The 17,942-nt window shown below is 67.4% G+C and carries 19 protein-coding genes and 1 riboswitch; of the genes, 13 read left to right on the top strand and 6 right to left on the bottom strand.

Annotation, left to right across the window (positions count from 1 at the left end; all coding sequences use genetic code 11):
• The first annotated feature begins 112 nt into the window (after window positions 1–112).
• From G9473_RS15945 to G9473_RS15930, 4 genes are all read left to right on the top strand, one after another.
• Entirely contained in the window at window positions 113–2,077 is a 1,965-nt protein-coding gene (locus G9473_RS15945; RefSeq protein ID WP_291134793.1) for a winged helix-turn-helix domain-containing protein, read from the top strand.
• A gap of 143 nt (window positions 2,078–2,220) precedes the next feature.
• Window positions 2,221–3,714 (top strand): CoA-acylating methylmalonate-semialdehyde dehydrogenase, encoded by a 1,494-nt coding sequence (locus tag G9473_RS15940; RefSeq protein WP_291134791.1) that lies wholly within the window; start codon window positions 2,221–2,223, stop codon window positions 3,712–3,714.
• Window positions 3,715–3,844: 130 nt separating this feature from the next.
• On the top strand, window positions 3,845–4,105 hold the full coding sequence (locus G9473_RS15935; RefSeq protein WP_291134789.1) for an I78 family peptidase inhibitor: 261 nt from the start codon (window positions 3,845–3,847) through the stop codon (window positions 4,103–4,105).
• Complete coding sequence (locus G9473_RS15930) at window positions 4,102–4,488, top strand: RidA family protein (RefSeq protein ID WP_291134787.1); 387 nt, start codon at window positions 4,102–4,104, stop codon at window positions 4,486–4,488. Before G9473_RS15935 ends, G9473_RS15930 begins: the two co-directional genes overlap by 4 nt.
• 90 nt (window positions 4,489–4,578) lie before the next feature.
• Here G9473_RS15930 and G9473_RS15925 read toward each other — a convergent pair whose 3' ends face one another.
• Entirely contained in the window at window positions 4,579–4,977 is a 399-nt protein-coding gene (locus G9473_RS15925) for a hypothetical protein (RefSeq protein ID WP_291134785.1), read from the bottom strand.
• Window positions 4,978–5,084: 107 nt separating this feature from the next.
• Between G9473_RS15925 and G9473_RS15920 the strand changes: the two genes are divergently transcribed.
• The 7 genes from G9473_RS15920 to mmsB all read left to right on the top strand — a co-directional run bounded on the left by G9473_RS15920 (window position 5,085) and on the right by mmsB (window position 10,079).
• Window positions 5,085–6,230 carry an acyl-CoA dehydrogenase family protein gene (locus G9473_RS15920; protein WP_291134783.1) on the top strand — a complete coding sequence of 382 codons (1,146 nt, stop codon included), beginning with the start codon at window positions 5,085–5,087 and terminating at the stop codon, window positions 6,228–6,230.
• A gap of 76 nt (window positions 6,231–6,306) precedes the next feature.
• Window positions 6,307–6,723, top strand: coding sequence for a hypothetical protein (locus tag G9473_RS15915; RefSeq protein ID WP_291134781.1), 417 nt, complete (start codon window positions 6,307–6,309; stop codon window positions 6,721–6,723).
• Window positions 6,724–6,740: 17 nt separating this feature from the next.
• Window positions 6,741–7,115, top strand: a complete 375-nt coding sequence (locus G9473_RS15910) for a VOC family protein (RefSeq protein WP_367159826.1) — start codon at window positions 6,741–6,743, stop codon at window positions 7,113–7,115.
• Window positions 7,112–8,167, top strand: coding sequence for an enoyl-CoA hydratase/isomerase family protein (locus tag G9473_RS15905; RefSeq protein ID WP_291134777.1), 1,056 nt, complete (start codon window positions 7,112–7,114; stop codon window positions 8,165–8,167). Before G9473_RS15910 ends, G9473_RS15905 begins: the two co-directional genes overlap by 4 nt.
• Entirely contained in the window at window positions 8,164–8,958 is a 795-nt protein-coding gene (locus G9473_RS15900; protein WP_291134775.1) for an enoyl-CoA hydratase-related protein, read from the top strand. Before G9473_RS15905 ends, G9473_RS15900 begins: the two co-directional genes overlap by 4 nt.
• Before the next feature lies 1 nt (window position 8,959).
• Window positions 8,960–9,199 carry a hypothetical protein gene (locus tag G9473_RS15895; protein ID WP_291134773.1) on the top strand — a complete coding sequence of 80 codons (240 nt, stop codon included), beginning with the start codon at window positions 8,960–8,962 and terminating at the stop codon, window positions 9,197–9,199.
• 13 nt (window positions 9,200–9,212) lie between these two features.
• Window positions 9,213–10,079, top strand: a complete 867-nt coding sequence (gene mmsB / locus G9473_RS15890) for a 3-hydroxyisobutyrate dehydrogenase (protein ID WP_291134771.1) — start codon at window positions 9,213–9,215, stop codon at window positions 10,077–10,079.
• Here mmsB and G9473_RS15885 read toward each other — a convergent pair.
• The gene (locus tag G9473_RS15885; protein ID WP_291134769.1) at window positions 10,066–10,818 is read right to left on the bottom strand and encodes a hypothetical protein; all 753 of its coding nucleotides are present in this window, start codon (window positions 10,816–10,818) and stop codon (window positions 10,066–10,068) included. The genes mmsB and G9473_RS15885 overlap by 14 nt on opposite strands.
• A gap of 91 nt (window positions 10,819–10,909) precedes the next feature.
• On the opposite strand from G9473_RS15885, the gene G9473_RS15880 reads away from it, so the two are divergent.
• Both G9473_RS15880 and G9473_RS15875 read left to right on the top strand, forming a co-directional pair.
• Window positions 10,910–11,746, top strand: a complete 837-nt coding sequence (locus G9473_RS15880; RefSeq protein ID WP_291134767.1) for an NTP transferase domain-containing protein — start codon at window positions 10,910–10,912, stop codon at window positions 11,744–11,746.
• A gap of 29 nt (window positions 11,747–11,775) precedes the next feature.
• On the top strand, window positions 11,776–13,122 hold the full coding sequence (locus G9473_RS15875; RefSeq protein WP_291134765.1) for a lipopolysaccharide biosynthesis protein: 1,347 nt from the start codon (window positions 11,776–11,778) through the stop codon (window positions 13,120–13,122).
• Between the two features lie 3 nt (window positions 13,123–13,125).
• Here the strand turns inward: G9473_RS15875 and gcvPB are convergent, their stop codons facing one another.
• The 4 genes from gcvPB to gcvT are packed head-to-tail and all read right to left on the bottom strand — an operon-like array spanning window position 13,126 to window position 17,621.
• Window positions 13,126–14,649: an aminomethyl-transferring glycine dehydrogenase subunit GcvPB gene (gene gcvPB, locus G9473_RS15870; protein ID WP_291138542.1), complete on the bottom strand. Its 1,524-nt coding sequence runs from the start codon at window positions 14,647–14,649 to the stop codon at window positions 13,126–13,128.
• 35 nt (window positions 14,650–14,684) lie between these two features.
• Window positions 14,685–16,058, bottom strand: coding sequence for an aminomethyl-transferring glycine dehydrogenase subunit GcvPA (gene gcvPA, locus G9473_RS15865; RefSeq protein WP_291134764.1), 1,374 nt, complete (start codon window positions 16,056–16,058; stop codon window positions 14,685–14,687).
• 60 nt (window positions 16,059–16,118) lie between these two features.
• Window positions 16,119–16,490, bottom strand: coding sequence for a glycine cleavage system protein GcvH (gene gcvH, locus G9473_RS15860; RefSeq protein WP_291134762.1), 372 nt, complete (start codon window positions 16,488–16,490; stop codon window positions 16,119–16,121).
• Window positions 16,491–16,493: 3 nt separating this feature from the next.
• On the bottom strand, window positions 16,494–17,621 hold the full coding sequence (gene gcvT, locus G9473_RS15855) for a glycine cleavage system aminomethyltransferase GcvT (RefSeq protein WP_291134760.1): 1,128 nt from the start codon (window positions 17,619–17,621) through the stop codon (window positions 16,494–16,496).
• A gap of 172 nt (window positions 17,622–17,793) precedes the next feature.
• A riboswitch (glycine riboswitch) is annotated at window positions 17,794–17,898 on the bottom strand.
• Window positions 17,899–17,942 lie beyond the last annotated feature (44 nt).

Below are 17,942 nucleotides of genomic sequence, written 5' to 3'. Positions count from 1 at the left end.
ACTCGATTGACCGCGCCGTCCTGTTTTCCCTTCCTGAAATCTTCGCCGGGGGTGACAGGGCGAGAGGAGGCGGCATAAGCTTAAGGCGAGCGAAAGTCTGAACGGGCGGGCGATGGACCAGCAAGCGATCGGATCCCACATCCTGCAGCCGGATCGCCAGCTGCTGAAGGACGGCGAGCGAGTCGCGATCGGCCCCCGCGCGCTCGGGATCGTGACGGTTCTCGCCCGCCGCCGGGGCGAGGTCGTGACGAAGGACGAACTGCTCGCGGCAGTCTGGCCCGACACGATCGTCGAGGAGAACGCGCTGCAGGTCCACATCGCCTCGCTGCGCAAGGCGCTGGGCGAGGACGCGGCGTTGCTCGAGACCATTCGCGGCGTCGGCTATTGCCTGCACGAAGGGCACGCCGCGCGCGGCGAACCGGCAGGCGGCGAAGCGAAAGCCGCTCCTGCCGCCGCCGAGCCCGGCCCCGTTCCGGCGAAGGCGGCGCCGGCGACGCAAAAAGCGACACCGGCGGAAAAAGCGCCGGAGGCAGGACGGCGGCGCTGGCCGCTCGCGGCAGCGGTGCTGGCGGTCGTCGTCGCGCTGGCCCTTGGCCTCTACGCTTTCCTCGGCGCGCCGACGTCCGGCGATACCGGAGGGGCGGCAAGCAAGGTCACGCTCGCCGTGCTGCCCTTCGAAACCGCCGAGACCGACGGCGAGGATGTGCGGCAGTTCGCGACCGACCTGTCGCGGACCATGTCGGGCCATCTCGCCCTCATCGAACGCATGGCCCTCGTGCCGGGCCCGCGCGTTACCGAGGCGGCCGAGACGACGCGGACCCAGGCCGAACTCGCACAGTCGCTCGGCGCGACCCATCTCGTCATCGGCGAAGTCGGCACGGCGCTCGACCAGACCTTCCTCGACCTTGCGCTGGTCGAGGCGGGGAGCGGGACGATCTTGTGGCGCGACCGATTCACCGACGCGATCTCGCGTCCCACCCTCGGCGACCTTGCGCTCGAAGCCCTGGTCAGCGCCCTGCAGGTCTACGCCGGTGTCGGATCGCTTCCCATGCCCTCGCCCGACGGAGTGGACCCGCAAGCCTATGCCGCCTTCCAGGAGGGGCTGCAGAAGAGTCTCGTGGGCGACATCCGCAACAAGCAGGACGCCTTCGACGATTTCACCCGCGCGAGCCGGATCGATCCCGATTTCGCCGATGCCCATGCCGGGCGCGCGCTTGCGATCATCTCCGGGTACGAAGCCGAAAAGAGGCAGGCCATCGCGGCCAAGGCGATCGCGACCGCGCTCGCGCTCGACGGTGAAAACCTTCTCGCACGGATTGTGCGGGCGCGGTTGCCGGCGGTCTATGGGGGCGACATCGCTGCGGCCCTGCTGGAGTTCGAGGCCATCACCGGCGAAGCGCCGGAGATTGGCCTCGCCCATCATTTCCATGCCCGGACACTGGCGGAGATCGGCGAGCACGAGGCGGCGATCGCGGCCTATCGCACCGCGCTCGACCTCGATCCGGCCCATGGGCCGACCCGCCATCGCTACGCCGAAAGCCTGCTCGCCACGGGCAATTATTCCGCGGTCCGCACATTCGCGGGCGAATGCGTCTATTGCACCGTGACGTCGGCGTACTGGCTGCACGCCCTCGCCTATGCCGGGAAGGCCGAACTTTACGACCGCGACGTGCCGCGCGTGCGCGAGCGTATGACCGCGATCGGCCTGCCCGAATCGGTCAGCGACAAGTATTTCCCGGTCCTCATGGCGATACGGGACGGGAGCCCCAACCCGCTCCCCCTGTCCGAATACGGCGATACGATCCACGAGGGGATGTATCTCGGCGAATTCGGGCAATACGAGGCGGGGCTCGACCGGCTCAGCGGCTATTTCCGCAGGCCCGGCATGATGCGCCGGTGGCTGGTGGATTTCCTCGACACCCCGCGCGAGGAATGGCCCGAAGCGGTCCGCGCGCACCCGCGCTACCACGCGCTTTTTGCCGATCCGGGCATCCGGAGCCTGATCGCCGAACGCCGCCGGCGCGGGAATCTCGACAACCTGCCCGCCCTGCCCGCCGTGCCCTATCGCGGCCCCTGACCGGTTCGCCGGTTTATCCGCCCGCACGGCCCTTCGGCATGGGCCCGCTGCCACTTTGGAGAGGCCGCTTGCCCTTGCCAGCGGCGCGGCAGGGTTGCATTTGGCCCGCCAAGGACAGAACCGCACAGGAAGAGACTCACCCCATGCGCCAGATCGACCATTTCATCGTCGGCGAAAGCCCCGCCCCCACCCGCAAGCACAAGGTCTGGAATCCCTCGACCGGCGAGGTCCAGGCCGAGGTCGCGCTCGGCGATGCCGCGCTGCTCGACCGCGCGGTGGAGACCGCGAAAAAGGTCCAGCCGGAATGGGCCGCGACCAATCCGCAGAAGCGCGCGCGGGTGCTGTTCAAGTTCAAGGAACTGGTCGAGGCCAATATGCAGGAACTCGCCGAACTGCTGTCGAGCGAGCACGGCAAGGTCGTCGACGATGCCAAGGGCGACGTCCAGCGCGGTCTTGAAGTGATCGAATATGCCTGCGGCGTGCCCCAGATTTCCAAGGGTGAATATACGCAAGGGGCAGGCCCCGGCATCGACGTCTATTCGCTGCGCCAGCCGCTCGGCATCGGGGCGGGGATCACCCCGTTCAACTTCCCCGCGATGATCCCGATGTGGATGTTCGGCATGGCGATCGCGGCGGGCAATGCCTTCATCCTCAAGCCTTCCGAGCGCGACCCGAGCGTGCCGGTGCGGCTCGCCGAGCTCTTCCTCGAAGCGGGCGCGCCCGAGGGGCTGCTGCAGGTCGTCCACGGCGACAAGGAGATGGTCGATGCGATCATCGAGCATCCCGACATCCCCGCGATCAGCTTCGTCGGGTCCTCCGACATCGCGCATTACATCTATTCCGAAGGCTGCAAGCGGGCCAAGCGCGTGCAGGCTTTCGGCGGGGCGAAGAACCACGGCGTCGTCATGCCCGATGCCGATCTCGACCAGGTGGTGAACGACCTTGCGGGCGCGGCCTTCGGCTCGGCGGGCGAACGCTGCATGGCGCTGCCCGTCGTGGTCCCGGTGGGCGAGGACACGGCCGAGCGGCTCAAGGAAAAGCTCATTCCCGCGATCCATGCGCTGAGGATCGGCGTCTCGACCGACCCGGATGCCAATTACGGCCCCGTCGTCACGCCCGAACACAAGGCGCGGATCGAGCAGTGGGTGGACACTGCGGAAGCGGAAGGCGCGGAAATCGTCATCGACGGGCGCGGGTTCAGCCTGCAGGGGCACGAGGACGGCTTCTTTGTCGGACCGACCCTGATCGACCGCGTCACCCCGCAGATGAAGAGCTACCAGGAGGAGATCTTCGGCCCCGTGCTCCAGATCGTGCGGGCCAGGGATTTCGAGGAAGCGCTGCGCCTGCCGTCCGAGCACCAATACGGCAACGGCGTCGCGCTGTTCACCCGCAACGGCCACGCCGCGCGCGAGTTCGCGAACCGGGTGAACGTCGGCATGGTCGGCATCAACGTGCCGATCCCGGTGCCGGTCGCCTACCATTCCTTCGGCGGGTGGAAGCGGTCGGGCTTCGGTGACATCGACCAGTACGGGACCGAAGGATACGCCTTCTGGACGAAGAAGAAGAAGGTCACCCAGCGCTGGCCCGATGGTGGCGGTGACGGGTCCAACGCCTTCGTCATCCCGACCATGGGGTGACCGGCAGGCGGACACCCTTGCCGGGGATGCCGCCTGCGTGGCAATACCGGGGCGAGAGGAGAGCATGATGCACCGCCTTGTCCCTGTTGCCCTTGCCGCCCCTGCCGCCCTCGCCGCCGCGGGCTGCGCCATGGCCGAGCCTGCCCCTGCACCAGCCCCGAACCCGAACCCGGTCGAGCCCGGGCAAATGGTCTGCGATGCCGGTCCCGTACAGAACCTTGTCGGCGAGAAGGCCACCCCCGAAATCGGGGAGCGCATCCTCTCCGAAACCGGCGCGCGCACCCTGCGCTGGGGGCCGCCGCGCAGCGCGTGGACGATGGACTATCGGGTCGACCGGGTGAACGTGCGCTACGACGACGACATGGTCATAGAGGCGATCACCTGCGGATGAGCAGCCGGCAAAGAGCCACCTCCGGCTCGCCCTACGAAAGCGCCTTCGGCTTCTGCCGCGCGGTGCGGACGGGCGAGCGGATCGTCGTCGCCGGGACCGGGCCGATCGAGCCGGACGGGACCACCACGCCGGGCGATGCCGCCGCGCAGGCCGAGCGCTGCCTCACCCTGATCGTGGCCGCGATCGAGCAGCTCGGCGGCTCGGCCCGGCACGTCGTGCGCACCCGGATGCTGCTGACCGACCCGGCGGAGCAGGACGCGGTCGGCGCGGTCCATGCTCGCTTCTTCGGCGCGCATCCCCCGGCAGCGACCATGGCGGGCGTCGCGTGGCTGTGCCGCCCCGAATGGAAGGTCGAGATCGAAGCCGAGGCGATCCTCGACTGACCCCTTTTCGTGCGGGCCGTGCAAGTGCGCGTCGGTCATACCCCCTGACGCCCTTGCGTTTTCGGCTGTTGGAACCGCCGAGGGCCGATCCTACCGCGCGAGCACGCCGGTTTCCTTCAAGCGCTCCAACAAGAGCGCCATCAGCGCCTGCCTGTGTTGCATGGCGTTCAACTCCGCCGCCGAAACCAGCACGATCGGCTCCCCCCGCCCGGTGTCGAGCAGCACCGCGGGCCATTCCGCCGACAGCCCCTTCCTCGCCGCCTCGTCGCGGTGGAGGAAGACCTTTTCCAGCGGCAGGCGGAACACGAAGCGGCGCCAGTCCGAATACATCATCAGCCGCCCGTAGGTGAGCAGGCACAGCGAGCAGGGATAGCGCTCCGGCGCGAACAGTTTCTGCGCCATGCCTTCGATCCAAGGCCACACCCCGCTGTCCGCATTGTAGACGAAAATCAGGCGGGCGGCGGGTTCGGAAGCGTCGTCTCTGGCCATGCCCCCGTGTGTCGCAAGCAAGCCGCGCAAGCGCTAGCAAAAACTGCAAGGCCACGCGCGCCGCGCGCCCTTCCCCTCCCCCCGCGCGCTCGCTAAGGGCATGGGCCATGACAGGACAGTTCCAGCTCACCGAAGACCAGCTCGCGATCCAGGAGGTCGCCCGCCGCTTCACCGCCGACAACATCACCCCCAACGCCGCCGAATGGGATGAAAAGCACATCTTCCCGCGCGACGTCATCACGCAAAGCGCCGAACTCGGCTTCGGCGCGATCTACGTCTCGGAAGAATCGGGCGGGATCGGCCTCGGGCGGTTGGAAGCCGCGCTCATCATGGAGGCGATGGCCTATGGCTGCCCCTCGACCAGCGCCTTCATCTCGATCCACAACATGGCCGCGTGGATGATCGACCGCTTCGGCAGCCAGCGCGTCAAGGACAAGTATCTCCCCCAGCTCATCACGATGGAACACATCGCGAGCTACTGCCTGACCGAGCCTTCGAGCGGCTCCGACGCCGCCGCGCTCAAGACCACGGCGAGGAAGGACGGCGACGACTATGTCCTGAACGGCACCAAGCAGTTCATTTCCGGCGCGGGCGAGAACGAGGTCTATGTCGCCATGGTCCGCACCGGCGAGGACGGGCCGAAGGGCATCACCTGCATGGTGATCGAGAAGGATATGCCCGGCGTCAGTTTCGGCGCGAACGAGAAGAAGCTGGGCTGGCACTCGCAGCCGACCGCGCAATTGATCCTAGAGGACGTGCGCGTGCCTGCCGAGAACGTCGTCGGCGGCGAGGGCGAAGGCTTCCGCATCGCGATGCAGGGGCTCGACGGCGGGCGGCTCAACATCGGCGCGTGTTCGCTTGGCGGAGCGCAGCGCTGCCTCGACGAGGCGATCCGTTATACCAAGGAGCGCACCCAGTTCGGCCAGCCGGTCGCCGAGTTCCAGAACACGCAGTTCACGCTCGCCGACATGGCGACCGACCTCGAGGCCGCGCGCGCTCTCCTGTATCTTGCGGCGGCGAAAGTCACCGACAACGCGCCCGACAAGACGCGCTTTTCCGCCATGGCGAAGCGGCTTGCGACCGACAGCGGCTCGGCCATCGTCGACCGCGCGCTGCAGCTCCACGGCGGCTACGGCTACCTGCAGGACTACCCGGTGGAGCGGTTCTGGCGCGACCTGCGCGTCCATTCGATCCTCGAAGGGACGAACCAGATCATGCGGATGGTCGTCGGGCGGGACCTGCTGCGGCAGTGAGGGATAGCGAGCGGTCCATCCGGATGCGTGCACTGCGTCATCGCTCCCCGGAGGTCGTCCCGGAGCGCGGGCGCGAGTGAGACGCGTGCCGCTCCTCCTGCTCGCCTACCTCGCCGCCTCGCTGGCGGGCGGTGTTGCCTTTATTGCGATCGTCGCCCTCCGCGACGGCGGCGGGTCGCCCTTCTTCCTCGCGATCCTTCCCGTCTTCGTTGCCGCCCTCGGAGCGACGGTCGCGGCCCCGGTCGCGGTGCCGACAATCCTTGCGACCGAGCGATGGGGCAAGGGGCCGTGGTGGGTTTTCCTTCTCGCCGGAATCGCCTGCTCGGCGCTCGTCATTGGCCTGCTGGAATGGTTCGGCAGCAACGGTGAGCTATGGGCCTGGTTCGCTCTGGCTGCGCCGTCGGTAGCCTCGGCCATGACCTTCTGGTTCATCGCGTGGTATCGCAATCCCCCGAGGCAGCCCGTCGCGCCGCTCGCCGAGGTGTTCGAGTGACCACCCTCGCCTTCACCATGACCACGCTCATCGTGCCCGAATACGACGCCGCGCTCGAATTCTATGTCGGCGCGCTCGGCTTTGCGCTCGTCGAGGACACCGACATGGGCGGCGGGAAACGCTGGGTCGTCATCGAGGCTCCGGGCGGCGGGCGGCTGCTGCTGGCCCGCGCCAAGAACGACACCGAAGCCGCCGCCATCGGCCGGCAGGCGGGCGGGCGCGTCGGGTTCTTCCTCCAAACCGACAGTTTTGCGGAAAGCAATGCACGCTTTACAGCATCGGGCGTGGTGTTCGAAGAGGAACCCCGCCACGAGCCCTATGGCCTCGTCGCCGTATTTCAGGACCCCTTCGGCAATCGCTGGGACCTCATCGAAGCGAAAGAACAGGAATGACAGACCAAGTCCTCACGAGGAAAACGGGCCGCGTCGGCCATATCTCGCTCAATCGCCCCAAGGCGATCCACGCCCTGACTCTGGAAATGTGCCACGCGATGAGCGCGGCGCTCAGCGAATGGGAGAACGACGACGAGGTCGAGGCGGTGATCCTCGACCATGCCGAGGGGCGCGGCTTCTGCGCGGGCGGGGACATCGCCATGCTGCGCGATTCGGCGCTCAACGACGGCGGCGTTTCGGGGCGCAGGTTCTTCCACGACGAATACCAATTGAACCACCAGATGTTCACCTACGCCAAGCCCATCGTCGCCTTCATGGACGGCATCACGATGGGCGGCGGCGTGGGCATTTCGCAGCCCGCCAAGTTCCGCGTCGCGACCGAGAACACGCGCTTCGCCATGCCCGAATCGGGGATCGGCCTGTTCCCCGATGTCGGCGGCGGCTGGTATCTCGCGCGCATCGGCGGACGGATCGGCCAGTTCCTCGCGCTGACCGGCGCGCGGCTCGACGGATCGGAATGCCTGTGGACCGGCATCGCGACGCATTACGTCGAGCACGCCCTGCTCGAGGACATCAAGGCGCGCATCGCCCAGCATCCCGACCGGATCGCAGGGATCCTCTCCGAACCCACCGGCACACCGCCCGAGGCCAAGATCAAGGGCAATGCCGACAAGATCGCCAAGCATTTCGCCTCCGACACCTACGAGGACATCCTCGCCAGCCTCGACAAGGCGGCGGATGCGGGCGACGACTGGGCGCTGAAGGAGCGCGACACACTCGGCACGAAAAGCCCGCAGACCTGCAAGGTCGCGCTGCGCCAGATCGCCGCGTCCAGCGAGCTGACCGACTTCGCCGACAATATGCGCATGGAATACCGCATCGCGAGCCGCGTGCTGCTGCGCCCCGACTTCGCCGAAGGCGTGCGCGCGGTGATCGTGGACAAGACGAACGACCCCAAGTGGGACCCCGCAACCCCCGAGGGCGTGAGCGAGGAATTGCTCGACGCGATCTTCGCCCCCCTCCCGCCTGAAGAGGAATGGAAACCGCTATGAGCTTTGAAACGATAACGGTCGAAAAGGACGCGCAAGGGTCGAAGGGCGTCACCCTGATGACGCTCAACCGGCCCAAGGCGCTGAACGCGCTCAACACGCAGGTGCTCGCCGAACTGATCGAGGCTTTCGCCGACTACCAGTCCGACGAGAGCCAGCTGTGCGCGGTGCTGACGGGCAGCGGCGACAAGGCTTTCGCCGCGGGCGCGGACATCAAGGAGATGCACGACAAGGCGGCGGCCGATTTCTACCTCGACGATTTCTTCAGCCCGTGGACGAGCGAGATCGTCAAGAAGACCCGCAAGCCGTGGATCGCGGCGGTCAACGGCTTTGCGCTCGGCGGCGGGTGCGAACTGGCGATGATGGCGGATTTCATCATTGCGAGCGAAAACGCGAAATTCGGCCAGCCCGAGATCAAGCTCGGCGTCGCGCCCGGCATGGGCGGCTCGCAGCGGCTCACCCGCGCGATCGGCAAGTCGAAATCGATGGAAATGTGCCTCACCGGCCGGATGATGGGCGCGGAGGAAGCCGAACGCGCGAACCTCGTCGCGAAGGTCGTGCCGCATGACGATCTGCTTGCCGAGACGCTCAAGACCGCCGCCACCATCGCCTCGATGCCGCCGATGGCGGTGATCGCGAACAAGGAGATGGTGAACTCCGCCTTCGAGATGACGCTCGACCAGGGGCTGATCGTGGAACGCCGCATCTTCCAAATCCTCACCGCCAGCGAGGACAAGGCCGAGGGCATGGCGGCGTTCATCGAGAAGCGCGAGGGGAATTGGAAGGGGCGCTAGCGTGCTCGGTTGGTTCTTAATTCCGGCAGGTGCTCTGATGGCTCTGATCGGCTGGATTAACGATCAAGGTTCCGAGGAAGAGGACGACATCGAGCAGACCTTTTTCCTTACAATGGTCGGGTTCGACAAGAAAGGTCAGCCCATCGGCTGGAAACGAATGGAGAAATTCGCTTTCGGCAAGCAGCTATTGGTGTTCGGCATCATCCTCATTCTCATCGGAATCGCCTCGTTCCTAATCTGATCGGAGACTAGCTATGAAAATCGCCTTCATAGGCCTCGGCAACATGGGCGGCGGGATGGCCGCCAACCTTGTGAAGGCGGGGCACGAGGTGCGCGCCTTCGACCTCAGCGAAACCGCGCTCGCCGCGGCGAAGGACGCGGGGTGCGAAACCTTCGACACCGCCAAGGAAGCCTGCGCGGAGGCCGAAGCGGTCGTCACCATGCTGCCCAACGGCCAAATCGTGAAACAGGTCTATTGGGACGACGTCATCGGCCATGCGCCCGAAGGCGCGGTGATGCTCGACTGCTCGACCATCGACGTCGCCACCGCGCGCGAAGTCATCGAAGTGACCGAGGCGCACGGATACGACATGGTCGATGCGCCCGTCTCCGGCGGGATCGCGGCGGCCAATGCGGGCACGCTCACCTTCATGGTCGGCGGGTCGGACAAGGCGTTCGGACGCGCCAAGCCGATCCTCGAGGCGATGGGCAAGGCCGTGATCCACGCAGGCGACGCGGGCAACGGACAAGCGGCGAAGATCTGCAACAACATGCTGCTCGCGATCCAGATGATCGGCACGGCCGAAGCCTTCGCCATGGCCGAAAAGCTGGGGCTCGACGCGCAGACCTTCTACGACATCTCGAGCGTGTCCTCGGGCCAGTGCTGGTCGATGACGAGCTATTGCCCGGTCCCCGGCGTCGGCCCGGAAAGCCCGGCGGACCGCGAATACGCCCCTGGCTTTGCCGCCGCGCTGATGGTCAAGGACCTGCGCCTAGCGATCGAAGCGGCGGAGAAAGCGGGTGCGAAAGCCGAGCTCGGCTCCCACGCCAAGGCGATCTACGAAGCCTTTGCCGAAGAGCACGGCGGGGTGGATTTCTCAGGCATCATCAGGACGCTCTGATTGCGGCGATCACGGCTTCGAGCCATTCGCGCGGGGCACGTCGTCGCCCGACATCGGCGACGAATTCCTGCCCGCGCGACACCGCCCTCAACCGCCGCTGTCCGTTCTTGGCGCGCAACCAGCGATCCGCCCGGTCGTGGTAGGACAGCCCCCCGCGCTTCAGCCAGTCCGGGCGGCGCCACAGGCTGGGCGGGCCGCCCGGCACGGTGAGGCGCAGCGCCTCGCTCGCGCGCGTCGCAACGCGCCCCTCGCCCCGCCAGATGCAGTCGTTCCGCGCGTGCAAGGCGAGCGCGTGGGGGTGGCCCCTTTCGACCAGCTCCGCCGGGGCGCCGGGCGCAAGCGGGACGATCTCCTCGACCTTGAGATAGCCGAAGATGCGGTGATGCGGCTCGCCGCCCCCCTGCTCCGCGAAAAGCCCGAAGAAGACGAACACGTCACCCACGCCCACGCCCTGCCGCTCGAGATGGGTCTGCGCCGCGCCGCACTGGCCGAACAGGCACTCGCCGTCCTCGGTGAACATCGGGTCGTGATGGCACTTGTCCCCCGCCCCGAGCTTCCCCCGGCTCGCCCGCGCGGCGTGCTCGCCGAGGCCGAGGTCGCCATAGGTCGTGACGCTCGCCGCGCCTGCAGGGATCGGCAGGCTGACCGGGCGGCCCCATTCGTCATTGGTGGCCACGATCGGGGACGGCCCGCCCCCGGCGCTGCTGTCGAAGCCCTTGCGCGAAAACACGATCTTCATGGCCCCGACCCTGCCGCGCGCGGGGAACAGGCACAAGGTGCGCGCCTGTCGCTTGGCAACCCCGCCCGCCCGGTCTAAGGCGCGCTCCGCAATGGCCACTCACACCAAGATCACCGCCCCCGTCACCGCACTCGTCATGGCGGGCAAGCGTTCGGGCGCGCTCGATCCCCTCGCCGAGGCGGCGGGCGTCGCGCAGAAGGCGGTCGTGCCGGTCAACGGCGTGCCGATGATCGAGCGCGTCGTCGCCGCGGTCGCCGCCTGCCCCGAGGTCGCCGCGATCCGTATCGTCGCGCACGAACCGGACGAGATCGCCGCGATCCCGCTGATCGCCGCTCTGATGGAGGAAGGCCGCCTCGCTTTCGCCGAAGGCAGGTTCAACATCGTCGATTCGGTCCTGTCGGGCGCGCAAGGGGTGGATTTCCCGCTCCTCATCACGACCGCCGATAATTGCCTCGTCACCCCCGAAGGCTACCGCGAATTCATCGCCAAGTGCCTCGCCGAAGACGCGCAGGGCGCCGCCGGGCTCGCCACGCGCGAAGCGGTGCAGGAAGCCGACCCGGTCGGGCAGAAGCGGTTCTACGAGTTTTCCGACGGCGGCTATTCCAACTGCAACATGTACTGGATCGGCAGCCGCGAGGCGCTGTCGGCGGCCGAGATCATGCGCGAGGGCGGGCAGTTCATGAAATACCCCAGCCGCATCATCAAGGCGTTCGGCCTCGTCAACCTGATCCGCTTCCGGCTCGGCTGGGGGACGAAGGAAAAGCTGTTCGCCCAGATCTCGCGCCGCTTCGGGTTCAAGCTGGTCCCCGTGGTGCTGTCCGACGGGCATTACGCGATCGATGTCGACGAGGAGCGCACGCTCGGCGTGACCGAGAAGATCCTGAAGCGCCGTGAAGGGGACCGGAGCGGGAGCGCTCCCGCGGCGTAGCCCCGCGCGCACGACAAGAGCAGGATGCGATGAAGCGCCTCTTCGCCAATATCGGCTGGCTCCTCGGCGGGCGCGGCTTCAACGCGGCGATGAGCCTCGTCTACATCTACCTCGCCACCAATGCGCTGGGGATCGAAAGCTTCGGCCATTTCGCGATCATCGTCGCGCTGGGGCAGACGGTCACCGGCCTCGCCAATTTCCAGACGTGGCAGTTCATCGTGCGCTGGGGGGCGAAGGGGCGCGACGCCGAGGGCGAGCCGGTGATGGACCCGGCGCGCGCGGGCGAGGCGACGGGCTTCGCCATCGCGCTGGACCTGCTTTCGGTGGTCATGGGGACCGCGGCGGCGGCGCTGCTTGTATGGAGCGCGCCCTTGTGGCTGCCGCTTCCGCAAGACCTGTTGTGGGTCGCTTTCGGCTATTGCGTCGTTTCATTGGCCGCGATCCGCACCACGCCGACGGGGCTTTTGCGGCTGCGTTTCCGCTATGCGAGTGCGACCGCGGCCGAGGCGGTGCAGCCCGCGATCCGCGCCGGCGGGGCGGTGCTGGCGTGGTTCATGATGCCCGACGTGCTCGGCTTCATCCTCGCCTGGGCCGCCGCCGAAGTCGCGGTCGCCGCCGCGCTATGGATCGTCGCGACGCGCGATGCGCCGATAGACCTCTCCGCTCTCAGCCTCACCCGCATTCCCGCGCGCCACCCGGATGCCTGGCGCTTCGTGTGGTCGACCAATATGTCGGGCTCGCTCAACATCGCGGGCAAGCAGGTGATCGTGCTCTTGGTCGGGACGTTCGGCGGGGCGGCGTTGGCGGGAGGCTTTCGCGTCGCGGCGCAGCTGGGGCAGGCGCTGGTGACGCTCGCCCAGACGATCTCCAAGGCGATCCTGCCCGAGCTCGTCCACGACGAGGAGAACGCGCTGTCGATCGCGCGGCGCATGGCGAACATCGCGGTGATCGCGGGCGTGATCGCCGTGGTCGCGGCGCTGCTGGGCGGGCGCTGGGCGCTGGCGACCATCGCGGAGGAGGATTTCAGCGCCTATTACTGGGCGATGGTCATTCTCAGCATTGCAGGCGCGGTCGAACTGGTGGGCGCGAGCCTTGAATCGCTGCTCGTTTCGGCGGGGCGCGCAGGCACGGCCTTCATCGTGCGCGCGGTGCCGACCGTGCTTTCGCTGGTGCTGCTCGACGTGGCGATCGACTGGAACGGGGCCAAGGGCGCGGCCTTCGCCGTGCTGGGGGCGAGCAGCCTTGCCGTGATCGGCTTTTACGTCGCGATCCTAAACCTCAAGGAAATCCGCATCCTTGTCGGTGAGGCCGTGGGGGGCGAGGCGATGGCGGAAGGCGAGGAGGCGGAGCCGGAGGACGCCCGGCCCCGCCCGTAAGCCTTACGCGTCTTCGGTCCAGCTCAGTTTCGGCTTCCTCGCCGCGGTCGTTTCGTCGAGACGGCGGCGCGGCGCATAGTAGGGCGCGTGCTTGAGCGTCTCGTCCCCGGCGCGCGCGCGTTCGACGAGGCTGCGGAAGGCGGCGATGAACTGGTCCATGTTCGCCTTGCTCTCGGTCTCGGTCGGCTCGACCAGCATGGCGCCGTGGACCACCAGCGGGAAATAGACCGTCATCGGGTGGAAGCCCTCGTCGATCAGCCCCTTGGCAAGGTCGAGCGTCGAGAGGTCGCCGCCGAAGTCCCTGTCCCCGAACAGGGCCTCGTGCATACACGGGCCGCTGTCGGCGAAGGGTGCGTGGAGGATGTCCTCCATGCTCCTGAGGATGTAGTTCGCGTTCAGCACCGCGTCCTCGGCGACCTGCTTCAGCCCGTCCGCACCGTGGGAGAGCATATAGGTCAGCGCGCGGGTGAACATCCCCATCTGCCCGTGGAAGGCGGTCATCCGGCCGAACGAAGGCCCGCGCTCCTCGCGGTTTTCCTCCTCGACGAGGTAATAGTCCTCGCCCTGCTTCTTGACGAAGGGCAGCGGGGCGTAAGGAGCCAGCGCTTCCGAAAAGACCACCGGGCCGGAGCCGGGACCGCCGCCGCCATGCGGGGTGGAGAAGGTCTTGTGCAGGTTGATGTGCATCGCATCGACGCCGAGATCGCCGGGGCGCACCCGGCCGACGATCGCGTTAAAATTGGCCCCGTCGCAATAGACGTAGCCGCCCGCCTCGTGGACCGCATCGGCGATTTCGCGGAAGTCCTTTTCGAACAGGCCGCAGGTGTTGGGATTGGTGATCATCACCGCGGCGACGTCCGGCCCGAGCCGCTCCTTGATCTTGGCAAGATCGACCCGGCCCTCGGCGGTCGCGGGGATGTCTTCCACCCGGTATCCGGCGAAGGCGGCGGTCGCGGGATTGGTGCCGTGCGCGCTTTCGGGGACGAGTACGACCTCGCGCGCGTCGCCGCGCGCTTCGTGCGCGGCGCGGATCGCGAGGATGCCGCACAGCTCGCCATGCGCGCCCGCCTTGGGGCTCATCGCGACGCCGGGCATCCCGGTCAGCTTGCACAGCCATTCGCCCAGTTCATGGATCACCTGAAGCGCGCCCTGCACGGTGGCCTGTGGGGCGAGCGGGTGGATGTCGGCGAAACCGGGCAGGCGCGCAACCTTTTCGTTGAGGCGCGGGTTGTGCTTCATCGTGCACGAACCGAGCGGGAAGAAGCCGAGGTCGATGCCGTAGTTCTGCCGCGACAGGCGCGTGTAGTGGCGCACGGTTTCCGGCTCGGTCAGGCCGACGAGGCCGATCGGCTCGGCCCGCTCGAACCCGCCGAGGCGATTGGGCGCTTCGGGATCGACTTCGGGAAGGTCGACGCCGGTCGTCTCGGCATGGCCGATTTCGAACAGCAGCGGTTCTTCCAGCATCAGCGCGCGGTTGCCGGTCGTCGTCGCGGGACCATTATGCATCCCGTCCTCGGCGACTTCCATCGCGGGCTTCCATCCGGACTTGTTGGGCGCGTTCATCAGTCGGTCTCCTTGACCAGTGTTTCGAGTTCGCTCGCGAGCGTTTCGATGTCCTCTTCGGTCGTCATCTCGGTCACGGCGACGAGCAGCGCGTGTTCCAGAGCCTCGACGCCGGGATAGAGCCGGCCCAGCGACACGCCGCCGAGCACGCCCCTGTCGGCAAGGTCGCGCACGATTTCGCGCGCAGGCTTGCCGCCGAGCATCAGGGTGAATTCGTTGAAGAACGAATTGTTGAGCACTTCGACGCCGGGAACCTTCGCCAGCCGGTCGGCGGCGAGGCAGGCGAGGCGGTGGTTTTCCGCCGCCAGTTCGCGCAGGCCCTTTTCACCGAGCAGAGTCATGTGGACGTTGAAGGCGAGCGCGCACAGGCCGGAATTGGTGCAGATGTTGCTCGTCGCCTTCTCGCGCCGGATGTGCTGTTCGCGGGTGGACAGCGTCAGGACGAAGCCGCGCCGCCCTGCCGCGTCCACCGTCTCGCCGCACAGCCGGCCCGGCATCTGGCGCACGTGCTTGGGATCGCGCACGGCAAAGAGGCCGAGGTAAGGCCCACCGAACTGCAGGCCGACGCCGATCGACTGGCCCTCGCCCACGACGATGTCCGCGCCCATCTCGCCGGGCGACTTGAGCGCGCCCAGCGCCACCGGCTCGGTGTTGACCGCGACCAGCAGAGCGCCCTTTTCATGCGCCGCCTCGGCCACTTTCGAGAGGTCGCACACGCGCCCGAGGATGTCGGGATATTGCACCACGACGCAGGCCGTGTCCTCGTCGATCCGCGCGATCAGGCCGTCGAGATCGACTTCCGGAGTGATCGCGGGCTGCGCGTCCGCGATCTCGTCGCCGGTGAACTGGGCCATGGTCTTGACCACCTGCGCGTAATGCGGGTGGAGCGAGCCCGACAGCACCGCGCGCTTCCTCTTCGTCACGCGGGTCGCCATCGCCACCGCTTCCCAGCACGCGGTCGACCCGTCGTAGAGCGAGGCGTTCGCCACCGCGCAGCCGTAAAGCCGCGCGACCTGCGTCTGGAACTCGAACAGCATCTGCAGCGTGCCCTGCGCGATTTCCGGCTGGTAGGGCGTGTAGGCGGTCAGGAACTCGCCGCGCTGGATCACCGTGTCCACCGTCGCGGGCACGTGGTGGCGATAGGCGCCTGCGCCGAGGAAGAAGGGCGCATCGCCCGCCGCGAGATTCTTCGCCGCGCGGGCCTTCATGTGGCGTTCGACCGCCATCTCGCTGGCGTGCATCGGCAGGTCGTGGATCGGCCCGTCGAGCTGGGCGACCGCGGGCACGTCGACGAACAGGTCGTCGATCGATTTCGCGCCGATCTTGGCCAGCATTTCGCTGCGGTCGGTGTCGGTGAGAGGAAGGTAACGCATGGTTTCAGGCCCTGTTGGTGGAGAGGTGGGCGAAGCGCACGAAGCTACGAAGCCGCAGCCTCAAAGGTTGGCGAGAAATTCCTTGTAGGCGTCCTCGTCCATCAGCCCTTCGAACTCGCCTTCGTCGGAGACGTTGACGCGGAAGAACCAGCCGTCCTCTTCCGGAGAGGAATTGACGAGGCCCGGTTCGTCCTCGAGCGTGGAATTGATCTCGGTCACTTCGCCCGAGATCGGCGCGTAGACGTCGCTCGCCGCCTTGACGGATTCGACCACGGCGGCTTCCTTGCCCTTTTCGACCGTGTCGCCGACCGTGGGCAGTTCCACGAAGACGATGTCGCCCAGCTGGTCCTGGGCATATTCGGTGATGCCGACGGTGGCGCTGTCGCCCTCGACATCGATCCATTCGTGTTCATCGGTGAAGTAACGCGGCATCGATCAGCTCCCTCGGTAATAGCGATGCGGGACGAAAGGCATGGGGGTGACGGTTGCGGGCAGGCGCTTGTTCCTGACCTCGATTTCGAGCGCCGTTCCCTCGGCGGCGTAATCCGCGCCGACATAGGCCATGGCGATGGGGCGGGAGAGCGTGGGCGAGAAGCCGCCGGAGGTGACTTTCCCGACCAGTTCCTCGCCCGCATAGACCGGGGCGCCCTCGCGCGCGGGCAGGCGCCCTTCGAGCGCGAGGCCGACGCGGGTGCTGGCGCAGCCGTCCTTGAGCTTCACCGCGCAGGCCTGGTGGCCCATCCACCCGCCCGCCTCGCGGCGCTTTTTCGACAGGGCGAAGCCGAGCCCCGCGCTGACAGGGTCGATTTCGGTGGTGAGGTCGTGGCCGTAAAGCGGCAGGCCCGCTTCGAGCCTGAGCGAATCGCGCGCGCCGAGGCCGGCGGGCTTCACCCGCTCGTCCGCGGTGAGCGCGTCGGCCAGCGCCTCGGCCGTGTCGGCATGGACCGAGATCTCGAACCCGTCCTCGCCGGTATAGCCCGCGCGGCTGACCCACAGGGGCACCCCGTTCCAGTCGAAGGCGGCGGCGCGCATGAAGGTGAGCCCGCCCGTGCCGGGGACCAGCGCATCGAGCACTTCGGCCGCCTTCGGCCCCTGCAGCGCGAGCAGCGCCTGGTCCTCGTAATGGGTGAGCGTGATTTCGTCGGGCAGGTGTTCGCGCAGGTGGGCGATGTCGTCCCACTTGGTCGCGCCGTTGACGACGAGAGCGATGTGCGGGCCCGCATTGGTGATCATCAGGTCGTCGATCACCCCGCCCGCCTCGGTCAGCAGCAGCGAATAGCGCATCCGCCCCTCGCCCAGCGAAGTGACCGCGCCGGGGACGAGCTTTTCGAGCTCGGCGGCGGCGTTCTCGCCCGAGACCGAAAGCTGGCCCATGTGGGAAACGTCGAACAGGCTCGCGCTTTCCCGCGTCCAGTTGTGTTCGGCGACGATCCCGCCGCCTTCATACTGGATCGGCATTTCATAGCCCGCGAAGGGGACCATGCGCGCGCCCTTCGCGCGGTGCCACGCGTCGAGCGGCAGCGTGCCCAGTTCGGCTTCTTCAAGAGTGTCGTCGTCGCTCAAATCATGTCCCCGTCAGGTGGCGGCAGGCCAACAGCGCCGTGCGGCGCAAAAATGTTCCTGCCCCCTCTGTCGGGAAACCTGAGAGCTTAGCGGGGTGTCCGTGACCGGATGCCCAGCATTCCCCTTCGGTGGTGGCGGCGGGAATCCACCGACACGCTTTCCAGAGTGCCCATGCCTGTTCGCGGTCCTTTGGCCTGAGAGTTTCCGGGGCGGTTGCTCCTTCGGCGCCATGCCCCCGTGCCGTGACACCGGGGCCAGTCTCTCCCGCGAAAGACGCCGGAATCGCTCCCGGCAGGCATTTGTCATGTTGCGCACGCGAAG

Source organism: Erythrobacter sp. (assembly GCF_011765465.1).
Classification (GTDB): domain Bacteria; phylum Pseudomonadota; class Alphaproteobacteria; order Sphingomonadales; family Sphingomonadaceae; genus Erythrobacter.
The sequence above is the reverse complement of the archived record's forward strand: the minus strand, read 5'-3'. Positions and strand labels throughout refer to the sequence as shown.